Source organism: Symplocastrum torsivum (assembly GCF_059505465.1).
This window is the reverse complement of record NZ_JCACKQ010000076.1, coordinates 1-22,352: the sequence shown is the minus strand read 5'-3', so window position 1 is coordinate 22,352 and position 22,352 is coordinate 1. Positions and strand designations below refer to the sequence as shown.

Below are 22,352 nucleotides of genomic sequence, written 5' to 3'. Positions count from 1 at the left end.
AGTAGCTAGGATGGGCAAGATGCCCATCCCACTCATAGCCATTTTTTCTTGTGGGGTAGGCATCCCGCCCCAGAATTTGATGAAAAGAACTTTTGCAAGAGGTCTATTGAATTAGAGCGATCGCCTGTATCGCCTATTTCCTCAATCCTGTTTTGAGGGCCATTGTTCTTGGAGTTCATCATCAGGCACGCCCTCAACGTTAATTTGCATCACTTTAGCCAGAAATTTAAGCGAAACGCCCAACTCACGCGCTAAAGCAACAGCATTGTCAAAGCGCGGAAGTTTTCTGCTGCTTTCCCATTCTGCGATCGTTCGATAGCTCAACCCTATGCGCTCCCCCAATTCTTCTTGAGTCAACCTACGACTCTCTCTAAGTGCTTTCAACGTGATTTCTGCTGGGTTGGTATTTGAAGGATCTGAATTCATAGCACACAGGTTTTCAACACTTTAGTGTTGACAGGAAGACGAATCAACACTAAAGTGTTGGTAGACAAGCAAAAAAGACTAGTCAGGTTAACTGACTTTCCTAGAGAGCAAACTGACTGGTCTTCTCTAAAAGTCTCTCATTTAAGCAGTCGTATAAATAGCTGTCATGAGTCCTCATGAAGCAGCAGCAACACGCTGCGTAAGTCGTGGTTGAGGCAGTGCCGTGCTTTGGTGCGGGTAGCGACTGCATTGGAAAAGGAGGTGATGCCTAGACGACAACCACCTGTATTAACTTCCATGTGATCACGAATCAAGGCGATTGTTCACTTGCCCGGTTTGTACAGTCGCCTTTCCTAAACAAGCTTTTCAAAAAGGGGTATTATGACTTACCAACAAGTCCGGTCTACTGAAGATTTTAGTCGTCCTTGGGTAATCGTGCGTGTTTTGCCCAATGCTCAGCACTATCCTGTGGCAAGGTTCTTTAACCGCCGTGATGCGGAAGATCATAAAAGAGTTTTGCATCGGTTCATGCCAGACTCAGAATTTGCCATAGTCTTTGATATCGGTGTAAGTGAAGATAAGCCTGAGCAGTATAGTGGAATGCTAATGAAGACTTACTACAAAGACTTTCTGATTCGCACCTGGACACCCAACGACAGGGAAGCAGCAGCGGCTGTCATCAGGGTTGCTTTGGCTGAATATGGATTGTCTTGGGAGCCATCTGGGGCAGATCGAGATGTTTTAGAGGTTGAAGCTTCCTACATGGCAGTAGGGGGAGAATTTTGGGTAATTGAACAACAGGGGCAAGTGGTAGGAACGGGTGCCTACTACCCAGTAGAACGAGGGGAAAAAGCTGTAGAAATCCGCAAAATGTACCTGTCACCAGCCGTTAGGGGAAAAGGACTAGGCAAGTATTTGTTACAGGAGTTGGAGAAAGCGATCGCAAATCGGGGCTTCCTGGAAATTTGGATTGAAACAGCAAGCGTCCTTAAAGAAGCAGTCAAGCTATATGAAAGCAGTGGTTATCAACCAGCAACTGGTGTAGAGACAAAGCGATGCGATCGCATTTACCTCAAGCCAATACCCCCAATAACTACAACCAAAAACTAAAATTACTTTTTTCCTACAAGCCAATAGGTAATCATTTTCCCTTTGCCTTTAACTGCGATCGCACCCCGTTCTTCAAATAAATACTTATCCTGTAGACGCTCTTTTGTTGCTGCCGTAACTTGAATTCTTCCTGGAATTCCATTGGATTCCATACGGGATGCAACATTGACGGCATCACCCCAAAGGTCATAGCTAAACTTTTTGATCCCAATCACACCAGCTACCACGGGCCCGGTGTTAATGCCGATGCGAATTTGGAACGATTCACCTTGTTGTGTTTTAAACTGGTGAATTGCTTGTTGCATATCCAAAGCCATTTGAGCGATCGCTTCTGCATGATTATCCGTAGGTAGAGGCAAACCGCCAGCCGCCATATAGGCATCACCAATCGTTTTAATTTTCTCAACCCCATGTTTTTCTGCCAATTGATCAAAAACAGAAAAAATCTGATTTAAGAGATTGAGCAGTTCTAAGGGAGGCATTTGGGCACACAAGGGGGTAAAGTCCACAATGTCGGCAAACAAGATTGTGGCTTCAGTAAATTGTTGAGCTAAGGAACCCTCAAACCGTTTCAATTGTTCAACAATGGGCTTGGGCAAAATATTGAGTAATAGCCGTTCTGACTTGTTTTTTTCCAAACGGAGGGCTTGTTCTGCTTTGATGCGATCGCTAATATCAGCTTGAATACCAACAAAATGAGTTAGGTTATCGTCGTCATCATGAATTGGTGAAATTGTTAACTCATTCCAGAAGGGAGTCCCATCTTTCCGGTAGTTGAGTAAGGTAACGGTGCAGTGTTTTCCAGCTTTAATCGCAGCACGGAGTTCAGCGACAGCAGGCTGACTAGTCTTTGTCCCCTGCAAAAAACGACAGTTATAACCCAGTACCTCAGCAGCGGAGTAACCTGTTATTTGTTCAAAGGCTGGATTGACATAGATGAGGGGCATATCGGGCAATCGAGTATCGGCAATCACAATTCCTACACTGCTGGCAGTGAGAGCCTGATCTCGTAGCTTCACAGTTTCCTGTACTTCTGTGCGATACGTCCCACTGCCTCGCCAGTTGCTTTGGCTAACATCTTGGGCAATACCATAGCTTAATCCGTTTTCATAGGCGGATAAGCGCCAGGACAGCCAGCGATAGCTCCCGTCTTGGCAACGGTAGCGATTTTTAAGTTGTATGGGAGTGTAGTTTGCCCCCTCAGTCTGACATTGACGCTCTACATCAAAGGTAAAGGCAACGTCATCGGGATGAACAAAGTCCAACCAGGGACGCGATCGCAATTCATCTAGCGTCCAGCCTAGGGTACTTCTCCAAACTGAATTGAGTTCTTTGAAAAACCCATCACTGCCACGGATACACAACAGATCTGGGGAAAGATTAAAGAAGGCTTGGAGAGATGCTTCCCTGCTGACTAGGTTTGGCTTACTCTCCTCACACGAAGGATTCATCTGATGTTGCCAAGGAATGATTTGCGGTCGGTTCTTGCACCCTCAACCGGAATTTCCTGTTTGATTCCTATTATCGCATTTACTTAATATATCTTGAAATTTTGACACTACCCTCATTCTAGGAAATAGGTGGTAGGTGGTAGGGAGAGAGACTTTCATCGCAATGTTAGTGAGTGCAGCTCATGGGGTCTGTCTTGCGTTGTCATAAAGTAATTTTTTGATGAGGGATTGGGGGCAATGTCCCCAATCCGGGTTTTTTCTAACGAACGATTACTTTTCGCTTAAGTCCGTGAAATGTGAGAGCGGTTTACCAATTAACGGCTTAACGGTTCAGCTTATCCAAATCAAAACTCAGGGATTGAGGGTGCTGATTGCCATCACCAACAATTGAGCGTATCCCCTCAAGTGTTGCCGGAATGCTGCGTGGATCCATGAACATCACCTTGCTGCTGTCGCTGCTGCCAATCTTCGTACCCATCTCTAAATAACTTTGGGCAACTAAGAACTGAAGCGCTTCATGGGCATTTGCGTCACCCTTGAGTGCCTTAGTAACAATTTGCAGAGCCTCGGCGGTAGCTTGCGCCCTCAAGACTTGCTGCTGGCGTTCTGCTTGAGCTTTAAGAACGATCGCCTTTTGTTGTGCCTCAGCATCTAAAATTGCCGCTTTTTGACGTGCTTCCGCATCCAGCACTTGGGCTTCCGCTTTACCTCTAGCAGAGTTAACAGCCGATTCCCGTTCCCCCTCGGAAGTCAAGATTGATGCCCGCTTTCGACGTTCTGCGGACATTTGCAATTCCATAGATTCCTGCACAGCCTTTGAAGGGATGAGATCTCGAAGTTCTACCCGCGTGACTTTAACCCCCCAAGGATCGGTTGCAATATCTAGTTCTCGCAGCAGGATTTCATTGATTTCCGCACGGGCGGTAAAGGTTTGGTCAAGTTCCATTTGTCCCATTTCCGAGCGAATCTGGGTCAACACCAAGTTCTGCATCGCTAGGCGGAGATTTTCGACTTTGTAGTAGGCTTTCTCCATATCCATAATGCGCCAGTAGACCACAGCGTCAACAGAAATTGAAACGTTGTCACGAGTGATACATTGCTGGGGTGGAACATCCAGGACTTTTTCCCGAATCGTTTCCTGGAATGCCACGCGATCAACGACAGGGATCAGAAAGTTGAGACCTGGCCCCATTTTCTTACCGCTATATTTTCCCAAACGTTCAACCAAGGCTTCATTACCTTGATTAACAATCTTGACCGAACTAGCAAGCCCTGAACCGCCAAGTGCCAAGATAATTAGCCAACCGAAGAAACTTTCCATCTTTTTTAAGTCTCCTAAATGTTTGGATAATGTTCCAAATGTGGTGGATACCGTTTTTTGTACGTGAACCGACTGAGTTGATTACTGCAACAAGCTCTGTGGCAGGACAATTAGGGTGGTGCCTTGCCGTCTGACTACATAAACTTTTTGATTGGGTGCGATCGCCATTTCCTCATCCTCACAACGCGCCTGCCAGGAATTGCCTTCGTAAAGTACCCGTCCTGTATGCCCTGGTGGGATTTCCGTTAAGGTTTGAGCTTCCATCGCATCCAGATTTTTGGAGGCTGTCGGATGTGGTAAGAAGCGACGGGATAAAACGACAAGCGAGGTAGACAGCAAGAGCCACAGCAGCACTTGCACACTCAACACCGTCGGCAACATCAACGCGACAAGCGCGACAACAAAAGCGCTCAGTCCCATCAGGAAAGCGACAAAAGCCGTTGGGACAAATAGTTCTAGTAGACAAAGAATCGACCCTGCTAGGAGCCAGAGCATTGCAGGACTTAGCAATGGCATATCAATATTCGGTGAGAGTGCGTTATAAGAAAGGATTCAAGAGTTGATATCTTAATTACAGCTTTTGTCCGAGCCAGTTATCGTCCATTAAGGATGCAGTAGCTGGATTAGTGATTCTCTCGATGATCTATGCCAATTTACAAGCCGACCCGATTCGGTTAGTCTCCCTAGATACAGAGCAATAGTTTTATTTATCAGTTTGATGACTTCAATGGCATCTGTATTATCGACATAGACGTATTGAGATCGTGAGGCTAAATCCAATGTATCCTAGCCGTCTTGGGTTTAACCGCTCTGGCATACAAATTAACGTAGTGGTGTTTTTTAACCCGTTCTTACACTTATGAGCAGTTCCGAGCCGCTGATGAATCGCTATCTCTGGGCAGTTGGTTCCGCTGCCGTGCATATTTCCGCAGGAGAACAAGTTACAGAGAGATACACCGTTGTTGCGCCACGAATTTGGCAGGATATACAACCAGAACTCCCACCAGAAGTTCCTGAGCAAATTGGCGGCAATATCCTCCCTTATCTACGCTTGTATCCTCACCGTCTCCATATCCCACAGGTGTATGGAGTGTGCCAGGTGGATGAGTCGGTGGTTGTTTTGCTGGAGAATGCACCGATTGATACCAATGGTGAGTTGTATCCCGCGATTACAACGATGTGGACAAGCGCATCGGCGGTACGGCAGGTTTACTGGCTGTGGCAGATTCTGGAACTGTGGACACCACTCTTAGAAGCGGGTGTGGCTTCAAGTCTTTTAATTCCCGATAATCTTCGGGTTGAAGGATGGTGCCTGCGGCTGCGGGAACTGTATATAGATGTGGCGAAAGACACGAATCGAGAGTTAGCGGCTGCCTCGACAGGTAACGGCGCAAGTTCTTCAGATTCATTGGAAGCGGGAACAGCTTCAGGCGCAAGAAGCACCCTGCTCAAACCCCCCATGACAGCGAGTCTCAAACAGCTAGGAGAATGTTGGGCATCTTGGTGCCGCAAAGCCTCGGTATCGGTAGCGTCTCAGTTGCAGGAGATTGCTGAGCAGTTGCAAGCAGAGAACCCATCCTTAAAAGCGATCGCTCAATCCCTCAATCAGTTACTAATCGAACAAGCGGCGCGACAGCCTCTGCGTCTACAAGTTGCTGGGGCGACGGATACTGGCCCTCGTCATGGGCACAACGAAGATAGCTACTATCCAACACTGGCTGACTTACCGACAGACTCCAATCAACTGCGTGACCCTTTGATTCCTCACCTCTCAATTATTTGTGATGGCATTGGTGGTCATGAAGGTGGGGAAGTAGCAAGCCAAATGGCAGTGCAGTCAATTAAACTCCAAGTTCGGGCGCTAATCGCAGAGTTGACAGAAGACCCGGAGATTATGACACCGGAATTAGTTGCTCAGCAACTTTGTGCAATTATCCGAGTGGCGAACAACTTGATTGCCTCGTGCAATGACCAACAAGAACGAGAGTCCCGGCGCCGCATGGCAACAACGCTTATCCTGGCGCTACAACTGCCACAGGTGGTGAAGATGGCAGATGGTCAGGGCAATGCTCACGAACTCTACATCGCGAGTGTAGGCGATAGCCGCGCTTACTGGATAACCCCGCGCTACTGCCAGCAGTTGACTGTTGATGATGATGTGGCAACAAGGGAAGCAAAAATGGGTCGGAGTCTGTATCGCGCGGCATTGAAGCGTCCTGATGCTGGCGCACTGACTCAAGCTGTAGGCACACGGGATGCTGAATTACTGCGTCCAACAGTACGACGCTTCATTTTAGAAGAAGACGGCTTGCTGCTTTTGTGTTCCGATGGTTTAAGTGACAATGATTTGGTTGAGAAATTTAGCATGGATTACCCGCGAGATGTCTTCAGCGGCAAACTTTCTCTAGAGGCGGCTGTCCAAGCTTTAATTGACTTGGCAAATCAGAAGAATGGTCATGACAACACCTCCGTTGTCCTCACCTACTGTGCGGTTTCTCCACAATATCCAGTCGTGCTAAATCTTGGAGAAAACCCACTCGGAACGACTAGCTATTCCTTCAATCTAGATGCTGAATTGGCTGGCTCTCATCAGGCGCTTGAATCGGGTGAAGCGGAAATGGATGAGGAAAGGGAACTCGCTGAGGTGAGTTCAACCAAGGAATGGTTCAAGGCAATTGTGGGGATTATAGGAGTTCTGTTGGTACTCGTGTCTGCGGGCGCGGCATTATTGACAGCTCAATGGCTACTGAATCCTGATGCCTTCAAGCAGTTACGAGATCGCTTCTTCCCCGTCGAAACGCTAGACAATCCTCAGTCAAAATCAGAACCCCCGTCAAACTCAGATAGTTAAATCGTTGTAGCCCCATAAAGGAGAAGTAATTTGAAACTCGTTTAAGGAAGGAACATTGCTGTGCAAGAATAGTAAGATTGCCTGGGCAAGTTTCGGCTTGAGAGCAGGCTGTTGGAGAGAACATGAGCTGTATGTATGAAAGTTGGCGATCGCGTCCGCGTTACAAAATCTGTTATCGTTTACCACAATCCTTCTCATCGCAATGAGCCTTTTGATGCCAAAGGGCAAGAGGGAGAAGTTATCGGCTTCATTACAGAGTGGCACGGCAGACCCGTAAGCGCCAACCTGCCAGTGTTAGTCCAGTTTGACAAAAAATTTCGCGCTCACTTCCGCGAGGACGAACTCGAAACCCTCTGATGTCTGACGCTTACTGCTGTGAAAAAATTCTATTGAGACTTGCGGCGACAGAACCAACCAAACAGGTTGATGTCGCCTTGCATCCTCTGCAACTCATTGCGGTGGCGTTTGGCTGTCAGGTAGTACCACTCACAGTAGCGCTCAAGCTCCTGCCGATGCTGTGCTTCCTGGTGAAACTCGTGAGCAAGTTGGTAGGTAGCAAAGATATCAGCAGGTGGTGGCGGCGCTGGAATAATTCGTCGAAGTTCTTCGGGCATTATGGCTAAAAATAGGGGTTTTCAAAGTGTTATGAGTTAACTAAGTCGGTGAGAAAACACATCAATAGCAACCACCAGATGCACTGTCTTTCAAGATGCAGGTGAACAACTGGAGGTGTTCTGCTTGTTTTTGCTGACATCTAATCTGAAAATAAGGCAGAGGGCAGAAGGCAGAAGGATTTTCATCCACCAGTGGTTTTAACCACTGTCTCATAGCTCAAGTCATCTTTAGACGACTGGATAAGAGTTTTAGTCCACTTTAAGTGGACTAAAGCTGAAAGCATAGAGTTTTAACTCTGGGTGGTTGCTTTCTTAATAGTATTAAATTCCCCAACAGGTCATAGCCACCCTCGGAGGCGGTAGATTACCATTCCCAAGTATTCCTTGAGCGCACGAGTTGTATTTCGTAAGCGGTCAGCATCTGGTAGGAGACTCAGAATTGTCGCTTCAGGGGTAGTGTTCGGTTCCTCAATTTCTTGTTCAGTGATGAGGAAGTCAGTAGGTGCGGGGATCGCTTCGATTCCCTGACGCTGGAAAATTCCAAGCGATCGCGGCATATGCATCGCTGAGGTGACGAGTAACACTCGACGGATGCCTCGTTGCTTCATAATTTGCCGCACGTTGACAGCATTTTGGTAGGTGTTCAGTGAGGTTGGGTCTTGTAAAATGGCGGAGGCTGAGACACCCAGAGTTTTTAGTATCTCTGCCATATCAGCCGACTCGGAGGGACCACCGCCACGCCAAGCGATGCGACCACCCGAAGCAATTACCAAAGGCGCCTTTCCTTCTCGGTAAAGTTGGGCACCATAGAGAACGCGATCGCCTTCTTCACTCAAATCAACACTGGGTCGAGGTGGAAACGCTGATTTGGTCGAACCACCTAAAACCACGATCGCATCCGCTTTTGGTAATTCTACCTTGGGGATTTGCTGCCACTCAAGCGATCGCACTAAGCCATTCGCGACCCAAGCATTACTTCCTAGCAACAAGACAATTAGGGCTAGTGCTATTGGCACTGGCACCCAACGAGAGCGTCGCCACAACATCACCAAAGCCACAACCAATAATACACACGTCAACCCCAAGGGGTAGAGGAATAACGGTAATAGCTTTGAGAGAAATAAAAACATTACAAGTAGTTAGTGGTTAGTGGTGATTGGTTGTTGGTTGTTGGTTGTTGGGTTTCAAGTTAATGGGCATAAGACATTGCCTCTAAACAGGTAATCCCTTCTTTGCCTTTCAGTTCACTGTCCTTGTCTTGAGTAGCAATCACTACTAACTAACCACTAATAACTAACAACTAACAACCAGCAACCAATAACCAACAATTAATTTTCTTTCTGTGCGATCGCGAGTATTAGGTCAATCACACGATTAGAGTAGCCCCACTCGTTATCGTACCAAGCGACCACTTTAAAGAAGTTCGAGTTTAGCTCGATCCCAGCGTCCGCGTCAAAGATGCTGGAACGGGCATCGCCTTGAAAGTCAGTTGAGACGACGGCTTCTTCCGTGTAGCCAAGAATGCCGGCGAGTGAGCCTTCAGCGGCTTCCTTCATTGCCGCACAAATGTCCTTATAGCTGGTTGCCTTTTCGGTCTTAAACGTTAAATCAACAACGGATACATCTGGCGTTGGTACTCGAAATGCCATTCCTGTCAGCTTGCCTTTTAGTTCAGGTAGTACAAGGGTGACGGCTTTTGCTGCACCAGTGGACGCTGGGATGATATTCTGCGCTGCGCTTCGTCCTCCCCGCCAGTCTTTCTTGCTAGGGCCATCTACAGTTGGCTGAGTGGCAGTCATCGCATGAACAGTTGTCATCAGACCTTCAGCCAGACCAAATTTATCGTTGATCACTTTTGCCACAGGAGCCAGACAATTAGTTGTGCAACTGGCGTTGGAAACGATGGTGTGTTGAGTTGGGTCAAACTGCTCGTGATTGACACCAATAAGCAAGGTTGGTACTTTATCAGGGTCTTTTGTTGGAGCAGAGATAATTACTCGCTTTGCTCCAGCCTTGAGATGGTTGGATGCTCCGGCATAATCAGTAAATAAGCCTGTTGATTCGACTACATAATCCACACCATATTTCTCCCAAGGCAGTTCAGCCGGATTTTTCACGGAGACACAGGGGATAAACTGGTCGTTGACAACGATGCCGTCTTCTTTAGCTTCTACTGTGCCTTGAAAGCGACCGTGAGTTGAGTCGTACTTCAGCAAATAAGCGATATTGTCTGGAGCAACTAAGTCATTAATGCAGACAAACTGAATATTGGGGTTATTGAGTCCGGCGCGAAAAACGAGTCGCCCAATGCGACCGAATCCATTGATGCCTACTTTTGCGGTAGCCATAACGAAAGCTCCTTTTGGTCAGTTTTTTTGGACGTGATTTGAGGTGTTTGTTATTAGTTGTTTGTTATTAGTATTGTTTTACAAACAACCAACAACAAATAACCAAGCGGTCATCCTTGACTTATGGTTGACGCGGCTAATAATGCTGTGATGAACAGATGAAACCCTAGACTTACTCCTCGTAAGAATCCTCATGGGATTTGATGACTCGACGACGTCGCTTCTGAGTTCGCTTATTGCTCTTTTCAAAAAAACCACTCAGAGGTTTGAGTAAACTTGGCGATCGCGTCTTTCCTCTATTTCTTCGCCGCTGCCTAGCTAAACGTATTCCACTCAAATGGCTGGAATCGTCCTCTGAGTCCTCTCCCGGCTCTACATTGTCTCGCTTTGAGGCGCTAGGTTCATCTTTGCTTTTCCACCAGGCAACCATCACTGTACTTGCCAACCCCCCAACTGCACCCAGCAGGATGCTTAATGGCACAGAGTATTTCAGAAAGTAAAAGCAGAATAGAAAAAACAACCAAACCTTTAGTCCAGTGGAAAGTCCCCCGGACAGACTAGCTAGGTTTTTTTTAAGACCTGTCTTGTCACTTTTTTCGCTCATCACGGGTTGGCAGCTAGTGGTGGTTGATCGAGCTGGTGAATAATTAGCTGTAGTTTTGAAGTCTGCTATCAGGTATTAGTTGCACAATAACAGGGAACCTCTGACTACTGAGTATTAAGCTATCACGCATTCAACTTAGATATTCTATTGGTTCTTGTTGACTGTTAACTGTAAGTCCCTTCTATTTAACAGTCAACCGTTAAGAGTCTTACGCAAGCAAATTCAGAAGCGTCTGAGAGAGCCTCAACCTTTACCTATAGAGATGCCTATATTGATCTAGGGAAAATTTTTATGAATAAAGGTTTACAAAGTTTAATAAGATAATCACATACAGAAATAAGTATTTTTTCCTAGTGCCATGATAGCGGATCAATTTCCCTGGCTTACCACAATTGTCCTACTGCCACTCGTTGCTGCACTGCTTATCCCTTTTGTGCCTGATAAAGACGGCAAGCGCGTGCGGTGGTATGCACTAGGTGTGGGTATCATCGATTTTGTCTTGATGTGCTACGTCTTTTGGAAGCATTACGATCCGAGCAGCGCTACTTTTCAACTCGTGGAGCAATATGCCTGGGTGCCTCAGTTAGGTCTAAACTGGGCAGTTTCAATCGATGGAGTTTCAGCCCCGCTTGTGCTTCTGGCAGGACTAGTGACGACACTCTCAATATTTGCAGCGTGGCAAGTCGATCTCAAACCTCGCCTCTTCTATTGCCTGATGCTTGTGCTGTATTCCGCACAGATTGGGGTATTCGTGGCGCAAGACATACTGCTGCTGTTCATTATGTGGGAAGTAGAACTGATTCCCGTCTACCTACTCGTCTCGATTTGGGGGGGTCAGAAGCGTCAGTACGCCGCGATGAAGTTCTTACTTTATACTGCCGCCGCTTCTATCTTTATTTTGGTTGCTGGTCTGGCAATGGCATTCTACGGCGATAATGTGACCTTCGATATGGTTGAACTGGGCTTGAAGGATTACCCACTTGCTTTAGAACTGCTGCTTTATGCGGGATTACTAGTTGCCTTTGGTGTCAAGCTAGCTGTTTTCCCTCTTCATACCTGGCTACCGGATGCACACGGCGAGGCATCCTCTCCCGTATCAATGGTACTAGCGGGCGTACTGCTGAAGATGGGTGGATACGGGTTGATTCGCCTAAATTTAGGACTTCTTGCTGATGCACATATTTACTTTGCACCTGTTTTAGCGATTCTGGGCGTTGTCAATATTATCTACGGTGCGTTTAACTCCTTTGCCCAGTCCAACATGAAGCGTCGCCTAGCGTATTCGTCGGTTTCTCACATGGGATTTGTCCTATTGGGGATTGCGTCGTTTACTGACTTGGGTATCAACGGCGCAATGCTGCAAATGATTTCCCACGGTTTAATTGCTTCATTACTATTCTTTTTAGCTGGGGTGACTTATGATCGCACTCACACGATGGCGATGAAAGAAATGGGCGGGATTGGTCAGGCAATGCCTACCGTGTTTGCCCTGTTTACAATCGGTGTGATGGCATCATTGGGCCTGCCGGGGATGAGCGGCTTTGCTAGCGAACTCTCGGTTTTCGTCGGTGTGACGACTAGCGACATTTACAGCTCAAGCTTCCGCACCGTAACAGTCTTCCTAGCGGCAGTAGGAGTCATCCTCACGCCGATTTATCTGCTTTCCATGTTGCGAGAGGTATTTTACAACTCTGGTGCAGTACCTAGCTGTGACATTGCACCTGTGTGCGATATTACTGATGCAGACTTGAAGAATCAGGGAAATCAGGAGGCGGTTTGCTTCGGTACAAACTGTGTCTTGCCTGTCGATGCAAAATTTAGCGATGCCAGACCTCGTGAAGTGTTTATTGCTCTGTGCTTTCTGCTGCTGATTATCGGGATTGGCGTATATCCCAAGATGGCTATGCAAATGTACGACGTAAAAACTGTTGCAGTGAATGCTCAGGTTCGCCAATCTTATACACAAATTGCAGAAATGAATCCCCAGATTTATGCGGAAGGATTTTTAGTTCCTAACGTTGCAGAATCCAAATTAATGCCTGTTTTGGGAATCGTGAAGTAAGTTTATTTCTGTTAGTAAAATTAGGCGATCGCACAGCTTATATTAAAGGTGCGATCGCTTTTTTGTCTAACTGACAACTTTAATAAGCGATACGATTAACAGTTAGACCTATACGTCAGCTCCTCATCCCTTAATCCTTAGCCTCTAAAGCAGCAACTCGTTTTTCTAAATTGAGAACTCTTTCAGGCAAAGAAATTTCTTCAGGAGTATCTAAGTATTTTGCTAGAGCAGAAATGACTACTTGTGTTTGTGAGATTCCAGTTGTTTGAATATGAGCATTGAGTTTTTTAAAGAGTATTATAGGCAGCCTGACTGCAATTTGTGCTTTTCTTTTAGGAGAACTCCCCTTTACTTTGGGATAAATAGTTGAAGGCTCTACCGCTTCTGTTGGGCAGTCTTTATCTCCATAAGCTTCAAAATCACCTTTGCATATAGTGAACACCCGCCTAAAGAAGTATTCATGTCCAGCTTCAGTAAATGCAGGTGGAGCATCCTCTTCCAAATCTGCATATCCGATAAGTATCGTCTCTCCTGCTTCCAAGTCTGATTTTCTGGACATTGAAATCCCCTGCCTTTGACAAAAGTCAGTCTCTGCTTCCCTAACCCAAGGAAAATTATTTGGGTCTTGTATCCAAATAATTTCTTTCTCGTCCATTAGAGTTTTTTCGCGTACATTACTACCCATTGCCACTTGCTCTTCTATGATTTGTCACGTCGATATTGTAGCATGGCAATGCATGGCAATGCATGGCAATGCATGGCAGGCGCTATAATAGAATATGCGCGTATATTAATAGCTGATATGCCAAAAGGTAAAAAACGGATGAGGGGGGAACCCGTTTATCACGATGAATTAAAGAAAAGTCTTAATCTGACGGTTACACCTACGGGTGCGCGTGGACTTGAAGAGATCGCGCAAGAGTTGGGGCTAAGTTCTAAAAGTGAGCTAGTAGATCAGATTGGGCGTAGGGTTCTTATCGTTTCTCCCAATCCAGCAGTCAAGCAGGATACAGAGGAGTCAGCAGATTGGCGATCGCAAGCATAGCTGATCTCTCCTTTGTCCTCTTGCTAGTAGACGGAAATACTCGGCACTATAGCGATCGCACTTCCTACCTTTCCCTAACCTGGTACCAGTTTCTGCAATGGATTAGCTGATTGTCTTGCCATTACTTATCAAACAACTTCTTTAGACCGTAAGTGGCTAGTCACGTAAGTCCTGTTATCTCTGAATACGCACTGGCTTTACAGTAATCTACTTCTTTAGACTGACTTAGGGGCAAAAAGTAACAGTTAAGCTCAGATTCAGAAGAGTCAATACATTTGTTGTAGTTCTTACGTCAAAATATTATACTTTATATCTAGGTAGAGTCCTTAATGAATTCTGAATTAACAACGGAAATACTAGTAGATTCCTTAAATAAAAAATATTCTTTTCAGAATTGTGGTTGCCAGGGTATTTATCTACAATATCAACACTCAGATTTAGACCAAATTAAAGAAAGCGCAAAACAGTGGGCTACTTTGCTTGGAACTGCATATAACTGGGCAGAGGTAGTTATTGAATTTATGAAACTTCCCGAAGAGTTTAGATGTGAAGTTTGGGAAGTTTGGCAGAAACTTCAATTTCCTGACTAAGGCTTGTTTCCCCCAACTTATAGCAGAAAGCTGTCAGCTATCAGCTTTTTTAGTAAGGCGAGATTCCCGACTTCTTAAAGAAGTCGGGAATGTAAACCTATGGTATCTTAGCAATCCTGCTACTTTAAGTTGATTATCTTAAGCTGCTTTTAGTATTATTAAAATTTATTAGCTTTCGCATTTTCTTATTAATTAGATTTATTAAAATCATCAAGTATACTTTGTTACTCTCTAACGTTGGCAACAGAGTTCCGATTTTTTAGAGGGTTTTTGATACCAAGTTTCTACCCAAAATATAAATAAAAGCCTAGATTACATGAGAGTATCGGGGACTGAGACTACAGAACCCAAGTGGAAATCGAACAAAGAACTAGAACCCGTCTTTACCGAACTTAATACAGTCAATGCCTTGATGGTGACACTTGATCGAGAGGGACGAATCGTTGCTTTTAACAAGGCTTGCGAACAAACAACAGGTTACTCGTTCAATGAGGTTAGGGGTAGACATTGGGAACTGTTTTTAATTCCGGAAGAGGTGGAGCCATTCAAAGCCGTTTGCGAGAATCTCAAAGCTGGTAGTTCTTCAGAGTGCCAATACAAAAGCTACTGGGTAACGAAGGATGGGAAACGTTGCCGCGTCGCCTGGTCAAGCACGGCTCTAGTCACTAATGAGGGTACGGTTGAGTATATTATCAGCACCGGAAATGATATCACCGAGCGCAAGCAGACACAGGCAATGCTACGTCAGCAAGCACTGACATTTCAAACCATCTATGACGGCATTATCATCACTGATTTAAAAGGTCGCATCATTGACTGGAACCCAGCCGCCGAAAGAATGTTTGGTTATTCCAAGTCTGAGGTTTTGGGTAAGACTCCTGGAATTTTGCACAGACTCTTTGAAGCAGCAACGCTGACCCCAAAGATCTTAGATAATATAGCCAAGCAGGGAAGCTGGCGGGGCGAGATTCACTTTATCCGGAAAGACGGAAGTGAAGGAATCTGCGAAACAGTTGTTGTACTGCTGCAAGATGAGCAAGATCGAACGATTGCCACGATGGGTGTTAACCGCGACATCACCGAGCGTAAGCGCACAGAAGCAGCCCTTCGTTCCTTGTACAAGATAAGCTCAGCCCGAAAACTCAGCTTTGAGCGACGCTTGCAAGGACTGTTGGCACTAGGATGCCGTCGGTTTGGTCTGGAGATGGGCGCTTTAGGTCGAGTGGAAAATGCTCTCTATGAAGTGATTGCTGCTCAAGTTCCACCCAAATCCAACTTCCCACTTACCAAAGGTAATATCTGGAATCTGGAGCAGACGTATTGCCGTGTGACCTTGGGAGCAAAAGAACCCATTGCTTTTGAATCGGCGGGAACGTCTCGCTGGTGTCGCTTCCCCGCTTACAGTGCCAGCCGAATCGAAGCCTATATAGGGATGCCAGTCATTGTGGATGGTAACGTTTATGGCACCTTGAGCTTTTTCAGCCTTCAGGCACGTCATCACCCATTTACAGTTGAAGAAAAAGAGCTGTTGAAGCTGATGGCGCAGTGGTTGGGAGCGATGCTTGAGCGCCAGCAGTCAGAGGAGGAACTACGGCAATCAGAAGCGAGATTTCGAGAATTTGCCCAGAGGGAGGCACTGCTTAACCAACTTTCGAGCCAGATTCGTCGTTCCCTTGACCTCAATACCATCCTAGAAACCGCTGTTCATGAAATCCGTAATCTATTGCAGATTGATCGCTGCTTCTTCCTTTGGTATCGACCTGATGATGTTCCTCCTTGTTGGGAGGTGATTCAAGAAGCCAAGACAGAAGACTTGGTTAGCCTAATTGGGCACCGCATCTCTATTACAACGTTTGGTCCTTTGACAGCGAGGGCTTTCGACAAGGAAATCACTCGTGTAGACAATGCTAGGGCTTTAAGTAATCCAATAGAGCGAAGGTTCTTTTTTAGTGTGGGTTACACAGCGATGTTGGCACTACCAATTCATACAACATCTGGGGAAATTGGTGTAGTTAGCTGTGGTCACTCTAGCGGTGCTCGTCCTTGGCGTGACTCTGAAGTGGAACTCTTGCAAGCGGTTGCAGATCAACTTGCGATCGCAATTGACCAAGCCCAACTCTTGCATCAAAGTCGCACAGCTACCGTTAAAGCCCAAGAGCAAGCGGCCGAATTGGAACAAGCTTTGGATGCACTCCAAGAAACCCAAGCCCAACTGGTTCAAAGCGAAAAAATGTCTTCTTTAGGGCAAATGGTTGGGGGACTGGCTCATGAGATTAACAACCCCATCAACTTCATCTACGGTAATCTCACCTACGTCAACCAATATACCGAAGAGTTGCTCAACCTGATTCAACTCTATCAAAAATACCATCCCGATCCAGCAGCAGCCATTCAAGCTGAAACAGAGGCAATTGAACTTGATTTCATCAAGGAAGACCTGCCCAAAATTCTTTCATCGATGAAACTAGGAGCCGATCGCATTTCCCAAATTATCCTCAGTTTACGGAACTTTTCGCGGCTAGATGAAGCCGACATGAAATGGGTAGACATTCACGAGGGTCTTGATAATACCCTGATGATTCTCTCTCATCGCCTCAAAGCCAAAGAATTAGAAGTTCCAGACATTGAAGTCACTAAAGACTACGGCAACCTCCCGACAGTACAGTGTTACCCTGGACAACTTAATCAGGTATTTATGAATATCCTGAGTAATGCAATTGACGCAATAGATGAGTACAACAAAAATCAGTCGGTTGAAGATATCAAAAACCGTCCTGGTCGCATTTCGATTTGTACAGGAGTTTTAACTGACCGCAATCAATTAATCATTCTAATTAGTGATAACGGGTGTGGTATGACACCTGATGTAAGCCGTAGGATATTCGATCCGTTCTTTACAACTAAACCTGTTGGTCAGGGTACAGGTTTAGGGATGTCCATTAGCTACAAGATTGTGGTCGAAAAACACGGCGGACAATTGGAGTGTATTTCAGCACCTGACCTGGGTTCAGCATTCTTTATCTACATTCCCATTAGGCAACCCTAGTGCATCACGGCAAAAGTTTCTAACCCACATTCCGCACCCGCTACTGTCACAATCGGTTTTTGCGGAATTTAGCGACCTGATGGGGTCACTTTTTATACAAAGAACTGGAAAATCCGTTTTGCGATCGCAAAACCAAAATCCCCAAAAAGCCAAAATTCGTAGTGTGACACTTCAGGGTGCGGAAAGTGGGTTTGAAGCCACTTCGCCGGATGATGGGGAGATAGGGGCATTCTCGCAGATCAGTTATTTCAACCGCGCTTCACTAGGATTTTCAAAGCGGGTTCAATCCCCAATCCCTTGAATCTTACAGGATGCGTCCTAGCCAAATCACACCTAAAATCCCCAAAACCAACCAAATAGCGACAATCACAAAGGCTGCCATCCAGCTTTTGGGTTTATCTTCAGCCAGCGCCGCCTTAGCCTTGGTACGGCACTCCGCTAAAACCGCTGGGGGAATCATTTTTAGTACCAGAACTATTCCCAACGGCACCAAAACCAGGTCATCTAAATAACCAAGAATTGGAATCACATCCGGAATTAAATCAATCGGACTCAGAGCATAACCCACAACAATACCTGCAAAAACTCTTGCATACCAGGGTACCCTTGAGTCTTTACAGGCAATGTAGATGGCGTATGTTTCTTCTTTAAGCTGCCTAGCCCGTTGCTTCCAGGTCTGCATCCTAAACTCCATACCTGGTGGGACAACAAAGGATGAGAAAAATTATCTCTCCTGCTTCCCTTGCCTCCCCCTGCCTATTTTCAGACAAGGGGCGTACAAGAGAACTTATCCCATTGAAACGGAAAGCTGCTGAGTCAGTGCGTCTCTCAACACCGTAGCCTTATCAGTTTGCTCCCAAGGTAACTCTAGGTCTGGGCGTCCAAAGTGACCATAAGCTGCAACATCTTGATAGAAGCGACCACCACGCAGTGATGGCAGTTTGCGTAGGTTAAAGGCTTGGATAATTCCAGCAGGACGCAGTTCAAAATGCTGCTTCACCAACTCCAGCAAGCGCTCCTCTTCTACCTTGGCAGTGCCAAAGGTTTCAATCATCATGCTGACAGGTCGAGCGACACCGATCGCATAGCTTAGCTGAACTTCGCACTTATCAGCCAGACCTGCGGCAACAATGTTTTTGGCAACATAACGAGCCGCATAAGCTGCACTACGGTCTACTTTCGTGGGGTCTTTTCCAGAAAAGGCACCACCACCATGACGGGAATAGCCGCCATAAGTGTCAACAATAATTTTGCGACCCGTCAATCCAGCATCTCCCTGAGGACCACCAATCACAAATTTGCCCGTGGGGTTGACAAGGAAGCGAGTCTCGTCGTCTGGCTTGATATCTATTTCTGAGAAAACGGGTTCTACAACCGCTGCCCACAGGTCTTCTTTAATTTTTTCTTGAACGGCTACCTCATCGGTAATGTTGTCAATCGTGGCTGTATGCTGGGTGGAAATCAGGATTGTGTCGATCCCGACAGGGCGTCCGTCTTCATAGGCTACGGTAACTTGCGTTTTGCCATCGGGACGCAGGTAAGGCAGTTGTCCTGCTTTACGCACGGCAGTTAGACGTCGAGAGACTCGATGCGCCAAACTAATCGGCAAAGGCATCATTTCTGGTGTTTCGTTGCAGGCAAAACCAAACATCAAACCTTGGTCGCCAGCACCGATCGCATCTAATTCATCTTCACTCATCTCCTCCCGGCTTTCTTGGGCTGTCGTGACTCCTTGGGCAATATCAGGAGATTGCTCATCTAAAGCCACCAAGACAGAACAACTATTGGCAGAGAAGCCATTATCGGTATCGGTGTAACCAATTTCAGCGATCTTCTTACGTGCCAAATCTACGAAATTAACCTGAGCTTTGGAGGTGATTTCGCCGGTAATTAGCAGCAAGCCAGTATTGACAACAACTTCTGCGGCAACACGACTACGTTCGTCTTGAGACAGGAGGGCATCCAAGATCGTGTCAGAAATCTGATCGCAGATTTTGTCGGGATGACCTTCGGTAACTGATTCTGAGGTAAATAGGTAGCGACGAGTCAACGATAAATTCTCCTTGAATGGTTGCTGGAGCAATGCCGGATTGGGCGAATTTCAGCGATTGTAACCCACCATCATACCAACATTAGCCCACGATCTTAACAACAATTGCATCTTTAGGCTGATCGGTCAACTTTTTCATCACTGGGGGTTGGGGATTGGAGACCCTCACAAGGGTAGGTTTTTTACGAGTCGTGATGTGTAAAGCCCCCTCGTTTCAACAGGGGGATATAAGCGAATGACTGAATAAATTCAGTCTTAAAAACAGATTAACTGTTTTTAAGATACAATAGATATATGCTAAATCTAACTTATACCTACCGCTTAAAGCCAACGCACCAACAATCCCAGACTTATGAGGCATGGCGAGAAACCGCTCGTAGAGTCTGGAATTTTGCGTTAGCTGAGCGCAAGGATTGGTATCAGTCAAGATCATGCAGGATAGACGCTTGTAGTCTAAAAAGCGAGTATGTCATTTCGGCTGATGCGCCTAGACCAACATTTGCATCTCAATGCAAGGCTTTAACTCAAGCCAGAAAATCTAACCCTGACTTGAAAGCGGCACACTCACAAATGCTGCAACAGGTATTGAGAAGGGTGGAGAAAGCATTTATTGGGATGTGGGAAACAGGACGTGGTTTTCCTCGGTTCAAGAAACAGGGGAGAATGCGCTCACTATTGTTTCCTCAGTTGGGAATCAACCCAATCCAAGGAAATAAAGTTAAACTTCCTGGTGTGGGTTGGGTCAAAATGCTGATGTCACGCCCTATCCCTGATGGGTTTGCTCTTAAGCAAGCTCAAGTGGTGAAACGGGCATCCGGTTGGTATGTCATGCTCACGCTTCAAGCGGATATAAACGTACCTCATGTCATGCCACACGGTCAAGCTGTTGGTATTGATTTGGGGTTAAAGAGTTTTCTTGCTACCTCAACGGGAGAGCAGATTGTTAGACCTCGGTTTTTTGTGGAACTCCAACGCAAGCTGCGATTGCTGCAACAACGAGCAAGTCACAAAGTTAAAGGTTCAAACAATTGGCGCAAAGCTCAAGCCAAAGTAGCGAGACTGCACGAACACATTCACGACTCTCGCTCATACTTTCATTTCAAATTGGCGCATCAATTATGTGACGGGGTTGGAATGATATTTGCTGAAGACTTAAACGTCATCGCTTGGGCTAAGGGAATGTTCTCAAAACATACTTTGGACGCAGGTTTTGGAGAGTTCTTCTCAATTCTTGAGTGGGTGTGCTGGAAGCGTGGTGTGTACTTTGCCAAAGTGAATCCGAATGGAACCAGTCAAACTTGCCCTAATTGCAACCATCACACGGGTAAGAAAGAGTTGAGTGATCGGATTCATCATTGCAGTGAATGTAAATACACAACTGATAGAGACGTTGCCGCCGCTCAAATAGTGATGCAGCGTGGACTTGCAGCCGTAGGACATACGGTCAAGATGCTTGGCGAGGGGTTAAGCAATAGCTCCCTTTTGACCCAAGAATCCCCCTTTTTCTAAAAGGGGGAGTGCCAAAAAAGGCTGAATACGGACGATCAAATAAACGAAATCAGGAGCTTTTTCTCCCTTGTCTTCTAGATTCCACCCCTCATCCCTCACCGCTAACTTTCAATTAGACTCATCTACTAAACCGAGTCAGCTACGACAAAAAAACGCTTGGAGCAAATCGACTCAAGGCAGTTTCTTGCTAGTGATGATGGTAGGTAACACAGGTAAACTGGGTTATTCAATAGTTATGTTAGGTTAGTGGGTTCGCTTCGTATATTAAATTTTCGTTTTTCGTCTGTTATCAGTTGTTTGTGTTCGTTGTAACTGACTGCGCTAGCCCTAACTCCTGATAAATGATTCAGGATTGTAAATAACGTGAATTATTTAGCTGAACTTGATACAAACTCAAGCCAATATGTTCACAAGGGAATGCATCTTTAATGTAAAACAGCGGATGAAAATTTTAAATGTTGTGGGTGCGCGTCCGAATTTTATGAAAATCGCGCCGATCTTGCGACAACTCAGGCACTATCCAGAAATTGACTGGCAGTTGGTACATACAGGTCAGCACTATGACAACAAGACGTAAAAAATTAGGGTTTTGGGTTCCTTATGCATTGCCTTTTCGCCCTACCACCTAACACCTAGCACCTGCCACCAAGACCCCGCAGGCTTTTATGAAGTTTCAAGAAAAAATTGTCATTATTACTGGTTCCTCAAGTGGAATTGGGAAAGCGATCGCGCTCCGATTTGCTAGAGAAAACACTAAGATTGCTGTGAACTTCAAGTCAAATTCAAGCGGTGCAAAGGTTCAGGAAAGATTATTAATACGGCTTCCATTCGAGGAATAGAACATACAGGGCGGCAAGGTGTCATGGCTTATTCAGCGGCAAAAGCGGCTGTAATTAATTTCACGAAAACTCTTACCAAGGAAGTTGCCCAAAACATCACCGTTAATGCCGTTGCTCCCGGATTTGTTTACACGCCAAATCATGAAGCTATGCCCAAAGAAATGACAAATGAGTTTATTGAAGAAACTCTCATCAAGCGATTTATTAGCGATACCGAAATTGGTGAAGCATTTATTTATCTTGTCGGAGCAAATGCAGTAACGGGTGAAGTCTTAGTTGTCGATGGTGGGTTCACGCTTAAGTAGAATGGCACTGTCTTAAGCCCTGAACTAAAGTACTCTTCGAGAACGCTTCGCGAACGCGAACGGGCTGAAAGCTAGAACCCGTTAAAACGGGTTGAAAGGCTGATGTATTAAGGGAGATAGAGGAGATGCATTCGTGACAAGTTAAGGCAAAGTAATTGTTGTCAATGAGACAATATACTTA

Annotated in this window: 25 protein-coding genes; 12 read left to right on the top strand and 13 right to left on the bottom strand. The window is 45.8% G+C overall.

The window, feature by feature from the left end:
- Positions 1-141: 141 nt before the first annotated feature.
- Both AC5JL3_RS21615 and AC5JL3_RS21610 read right to left on the bottom strand, forming a co-directional pair.
- The gene (locus AC5JL3_RS21615) at positions 142-426 is read right to left on the bottom strand and encodes a helix-turn-helix transcriptional regulator (RefSeq protein ID WP_496076438.1); all 285 of its coding nucleotides are present in this window, start codon (positions 424-426) and stop codon (positions 142-144) included.
- Positions 427-590: 164 nt separating this feature from the next.
- A complete protein-coding gene (locus AC5JL3_RS21610) occupies positions 591-740 on the bottom strand; it encodes a hypothetical protein (protein ID WP_496076437.1) in 150 nt (49 codons plus the stop codon).
- 292 nt (positions 741-1,032) lie between these two features.
- On the opposite strand from AC5JL3_RS21610, the gene AC5JL3_RS21605 reads away from it, so the two are divergent.
- The gene (locus AC5JL3_RS21605; RefSeq protein ID WP_496076450.1) at positions 1,033-1,536 is read left to right on the top strand and encodes a GNAT family N-acetyltransferase; all 504 of its coding nucleotides are present in this window, start codon (positions 1,033-1,035) and stop codon (positions 1,534-1,536) included.
- Positions 1,537-1,538: 2 nt separating this feature from the next.
- Here AC5JL3_RS21605 and AC5JL3_RS21600 read toward each other — a convergent pair whose 3' ends face one another.
- The 3 genes from AC5JL3_RS21600 to AC5JL3_RS21590 all read right to left on the bottom strand — a co-directional run bounded on the left by AC5JL3_RS21600 (position 1,539) and on the right by AC5JL3_RS21590 (position 4,824).
- Positions 1,539-2,987: an adenylate/guanylate cyclase domain-containing protein gene (locus tag AC5JL3_RS21600; RefSeq protein ID WP_496076436.1), complete on the bottom strand. Its 1,449-nt coding sequence runs from the start codon at positions 2,985-2,987 to the stop codon at positions 1,539-1,541.
- Between the two features lie 322 nt (positions 2,988-3,309).
- Positions 3,310-4,308, bottom strand: coding sequence for an SPFH domain-containing protein (locus AC5JL3_RS21595; protein WP_496076435.1), 999 nt, complete (start codon positions 4,306-4,308; stop codon positions 3,310-3,312).
- An 81-nt stretch (positions 4,309-4,389) separates the two neighbouring features.
- Positions 4,390-4,824, bottom strand: a complete 435-nt coding sequence (locus AC5JL3_RS21590) for an NfeD family protein (RefSeq protein ID WP_496076434.1) — start codon at positions 4,822-4,824, stop codon at positions 4,390-4,392.
- Between the two features lie 343 nt (positions 4,825-5,167).
- Between AC5JL3_RS21590 and AC5JL3_RS21585 the strand changes: the two genes are divergently transcribed.
- A complete protein-coding gene (locus AC5JL3_RS21585; protein WP_496076433.1) occupies positions 5,168-7,159 on the top strand; it encodes a protein phosphatase 2C domain-containing protein in 1,992 nt (663 codons plus the stop codon).
- Between the two features lie 135 nt (positions 7,160-7,294).
- Positions 7,295-7,516 (top strand): ferredoxin-thioredoxin reductase variable chain, encoded by a 222-nt coding sequence (locus tag AC5JL3_RS21580; RefSeq protein ID WP_192217032.1) that lies wholly within the window; start codon positions 7,295-7,297, stop codon positions 7,514-7,516.
- Between the two features lie 29 nt (positions 7,517-7,545).
- On the opposite strand, the gene AC5JL3_RS21575 is transcribed toward AC5JL3_RS21580, so the two are convergent.
- The 5 genes from AC5JL3_RS21575 to AC5JL3_RS21555 form a co-directional block, all read right to left on the bottom strand.
- Positions 7,546-7,773 carry a hypothetical protein gene (locus AC5JL3_RS21575; protein ID WP_496076432.1) on the bottom strand — a complete coding sequence of 76 codons (228 nt, stop codon included), beginning with the start codon at positions 7,771-7,773 and terminating at the stop codon, positions 7,546-7,548.
- Between the two features lie 61 nt (positions 7,774-7,834).
- A complete protein-coding gene (locus AC5JL3_RS21570; protein ID WP_496076431.1) occupies positions 7,835-7,987 on the bottom strand; it encodes a hypothetical protein in 153 nt (50 codons plus the stop codon).
- Positions 7,988-8,111: 124 nt separating this feature from the next.
- Positions 8,112-8,903, bottom strand: a complete 792-nt coding sequence (locus tag AC5JL3_RS21565) for a YdcF family protein (protein ID WP_496076430.1) — start codon at positions 8,901-8,903, stop codon at positions 8,112-8,114.
- A 198-nt stretch (positions 8,904-9,101) separates the two neighbouring features.
- Positions 9,102-10,121: a type I glyceraldehyde-3-phosphate dehydrogenase gene (gene gap, locus AC5JL3_RS21560; protein ID WP_496076429.1), complete on the bottom strand. Its 1,020-nt coding sequence runs from the start codon at positions 10,119-10,121 to the stop codon at positions 9,102-9,104.
- Positions 10,122-10,293: 172 nt separating this feature from the next.
- Entirely contained in the window at positions 10,294-10,725 is a 432-nt protein-coding gene (locus tag AC5JL3_RS21555; protein WP_496076428.1) for a hypothetical protein, read from the bottom strand.
- 358 nt (positions 10,726-11,083) lie between these two features.
- On the opposite strand from AC5JL3_RS21555, the gene AC5JL3_RS21550 reads away from it, so the two are divergent.
- Positions 11,084-12,787, top strand: coding sequence for an NAD(P)H-quinone oxidoreductase subunit 4 (locus AC5JL3_RS21550; protein ID WP_496076427.1), 1,704 nt, complete (start codon positions 11,084-11,086; stop codon positions 12,785-12,787).
- A gap of 130 nt (positions 12,788-12,917) precedes the next feature.
- Here the strand turns inward: AC5JL3_RS21550 and AC5JL3_RS21545 are convergent, their stop codons facing one another.
- Positions 12,918-13,472 carry a DUF6009 family protein gene (locus tag AC5JL3_RS21545; protein ID WP_496076426.1) on the bottom strand — a complete coding sequence of 185 codons (555 nt, stop codon included), beginning with the start codon at positions 13,470-13,472 and terminating at the stop codon, positions 12,918-12,920.
- 117 nt (positions 13,473-13,589) lie between these two features.
- Between AC5JL3_RS21545 and AC5JL3_RS21540 the strand changes: the two genes are divergently transcribed.
- The 4 genes from AC5JL3_RS21540 to AC5JL3_RS21525 all read left to right on the top strand — a co-directional run bounded on the left by AC5JL3_RS21540 (position 13,590) and on the right by AC5JL3_RS21525 (position 17,769).
- Entirely contained in the window at positions 13,590-13,832 is a 243-nt protein-coding gene (locus AC5JL3_RS21540; protein WP_496076425.1) for a hypothetical protein, read from the top strand.
- Positions 13,833-14,161: 329 nt separating this feature from the next.
- Entirely contained in the window at positions 14,162-14,422 is a 261-nt protein-coding gene (locus tag AC5JL3_RS21535; protein WP_496076424.1) for a hypothetical protein, read from the top strand.
- A 316-nt stretch (positions 14,423-14,738) separates the two neighbouring features.
- A complete protein-coding gene (locus tag AC5JL3_RS21530) occupies positions 14,739-17,468 on the top strand; it encodes a PAS domain S-box protein (RefSeq protein WP_496076423.1) in 2,730 nt (909 codons plus the stop codon).
- A gap of 79 nt (positions 17,469-17,547) precedes the next feature.
- Positions 17,548-17,769 carry a hypothetical protein gene (locus AC5JL3_RS21525; protein ID WP_496076422.1) on the top strand — a complete coding sequence of 74 codons (222 nt, stop codon included), beginning with the start codon at positions 17,548-17,550 and terminating at the stop codon, positions 17,767-17,769.
- A 3-nt stretch (positions 17,770-17,772) separates the two neighbouring features.
- On the opposite strand, the gene AC5JL3_RS21520 is transcribed toward AC5JL3_RS21525, so the two are convergent.
- On the bottom strand, positions 17,773-18,150 hold the full coding sequence (locus tag AC5JL3_RS21520) for a YkvA family protein (protein WP_496076421.1): 378 nt from the start codon (positions 18,148-18,150) through the stop codon (positions 17,773-17,775).
- Between the two features lie 105 nt (positions 18,151-18,255).
- On the bottom strand, positions 18,256-19,518 hold the full coding sequence (gene metK / locus AC5JL3_RS21515) for a methionine adenosyltransferase (RefSeq protein ID WP_496076420.1): 1,263 nt from the start codon (positions 19,516-19,518) through the stop codon (positions 18,256-18,258).
- Positions 19,519-19,812: 294 nt separating this feature from the next.
- Here metK and AC5JL3_RS21510 point away from each other — a divergent pair, with 294 nt between their 5' ends.
- The 4 genes from AC5JL3_RS21510 (at position 19,813) to AC5JL3_RS21495 (ending at position 22,171) form a co-directional block, all read left to right on the top strand.
- Positions 19,813-21,027 (top strand): RNA-guided endonuclease InsQ/TnpB family protein, encoded by a 1,215-nt coding sequence (locus AC5JL3_RS21510; RefSeq protein WP_496076419.1) that lies wholly within the window; start codon positions 19,813-19,815, stop codon positions 21,025-21,027.
- 442 nt (positions 21,028-21,469) lie between these two features.
- A complete protein-coding gene (locus AC5JL3_RS21505) occupies positions 21,470-21,604 on the top strand; it encodes a hypothetical protein (RefSeq protein WP_496076418.1) in 135 nt (44 codons plus the stop codon).
- Positions 21,605-21,692: 88 nt separating this feature from the next.
- On the top strand, positions 21,693-21,866 hold the full coding sequence (locus tag AC5JL3_RS21500) for an SDR family NAD(P)-dependent oxidoreductase (RefSeq protein ID WP_496076417.1): 174 nt from the start codon (positions 21,693-21,695) through the stop codon (positions 21,864-21,866).
- The gene (locus AC5JL3_RS21495; RefSeq protein ID WP_496076449.1) at positions 21,836-22,171 is read left to right on the top strand and encodes an SDR family NAD(P)-dependent oxidoreductase; all 336 of its coding nucleotides are present in this window, start codon (positions 21,836-21,838) and stop codon (positions 22,169-22,171) included. Before AC5JL3_RS21500 ends, AC5JL3_RS21495 begins: the two co-directional genes overlap by 31 nt.
- The last annotated feature ends 181 nt before the right edge of the window (positions 22,172-22,352 follow it).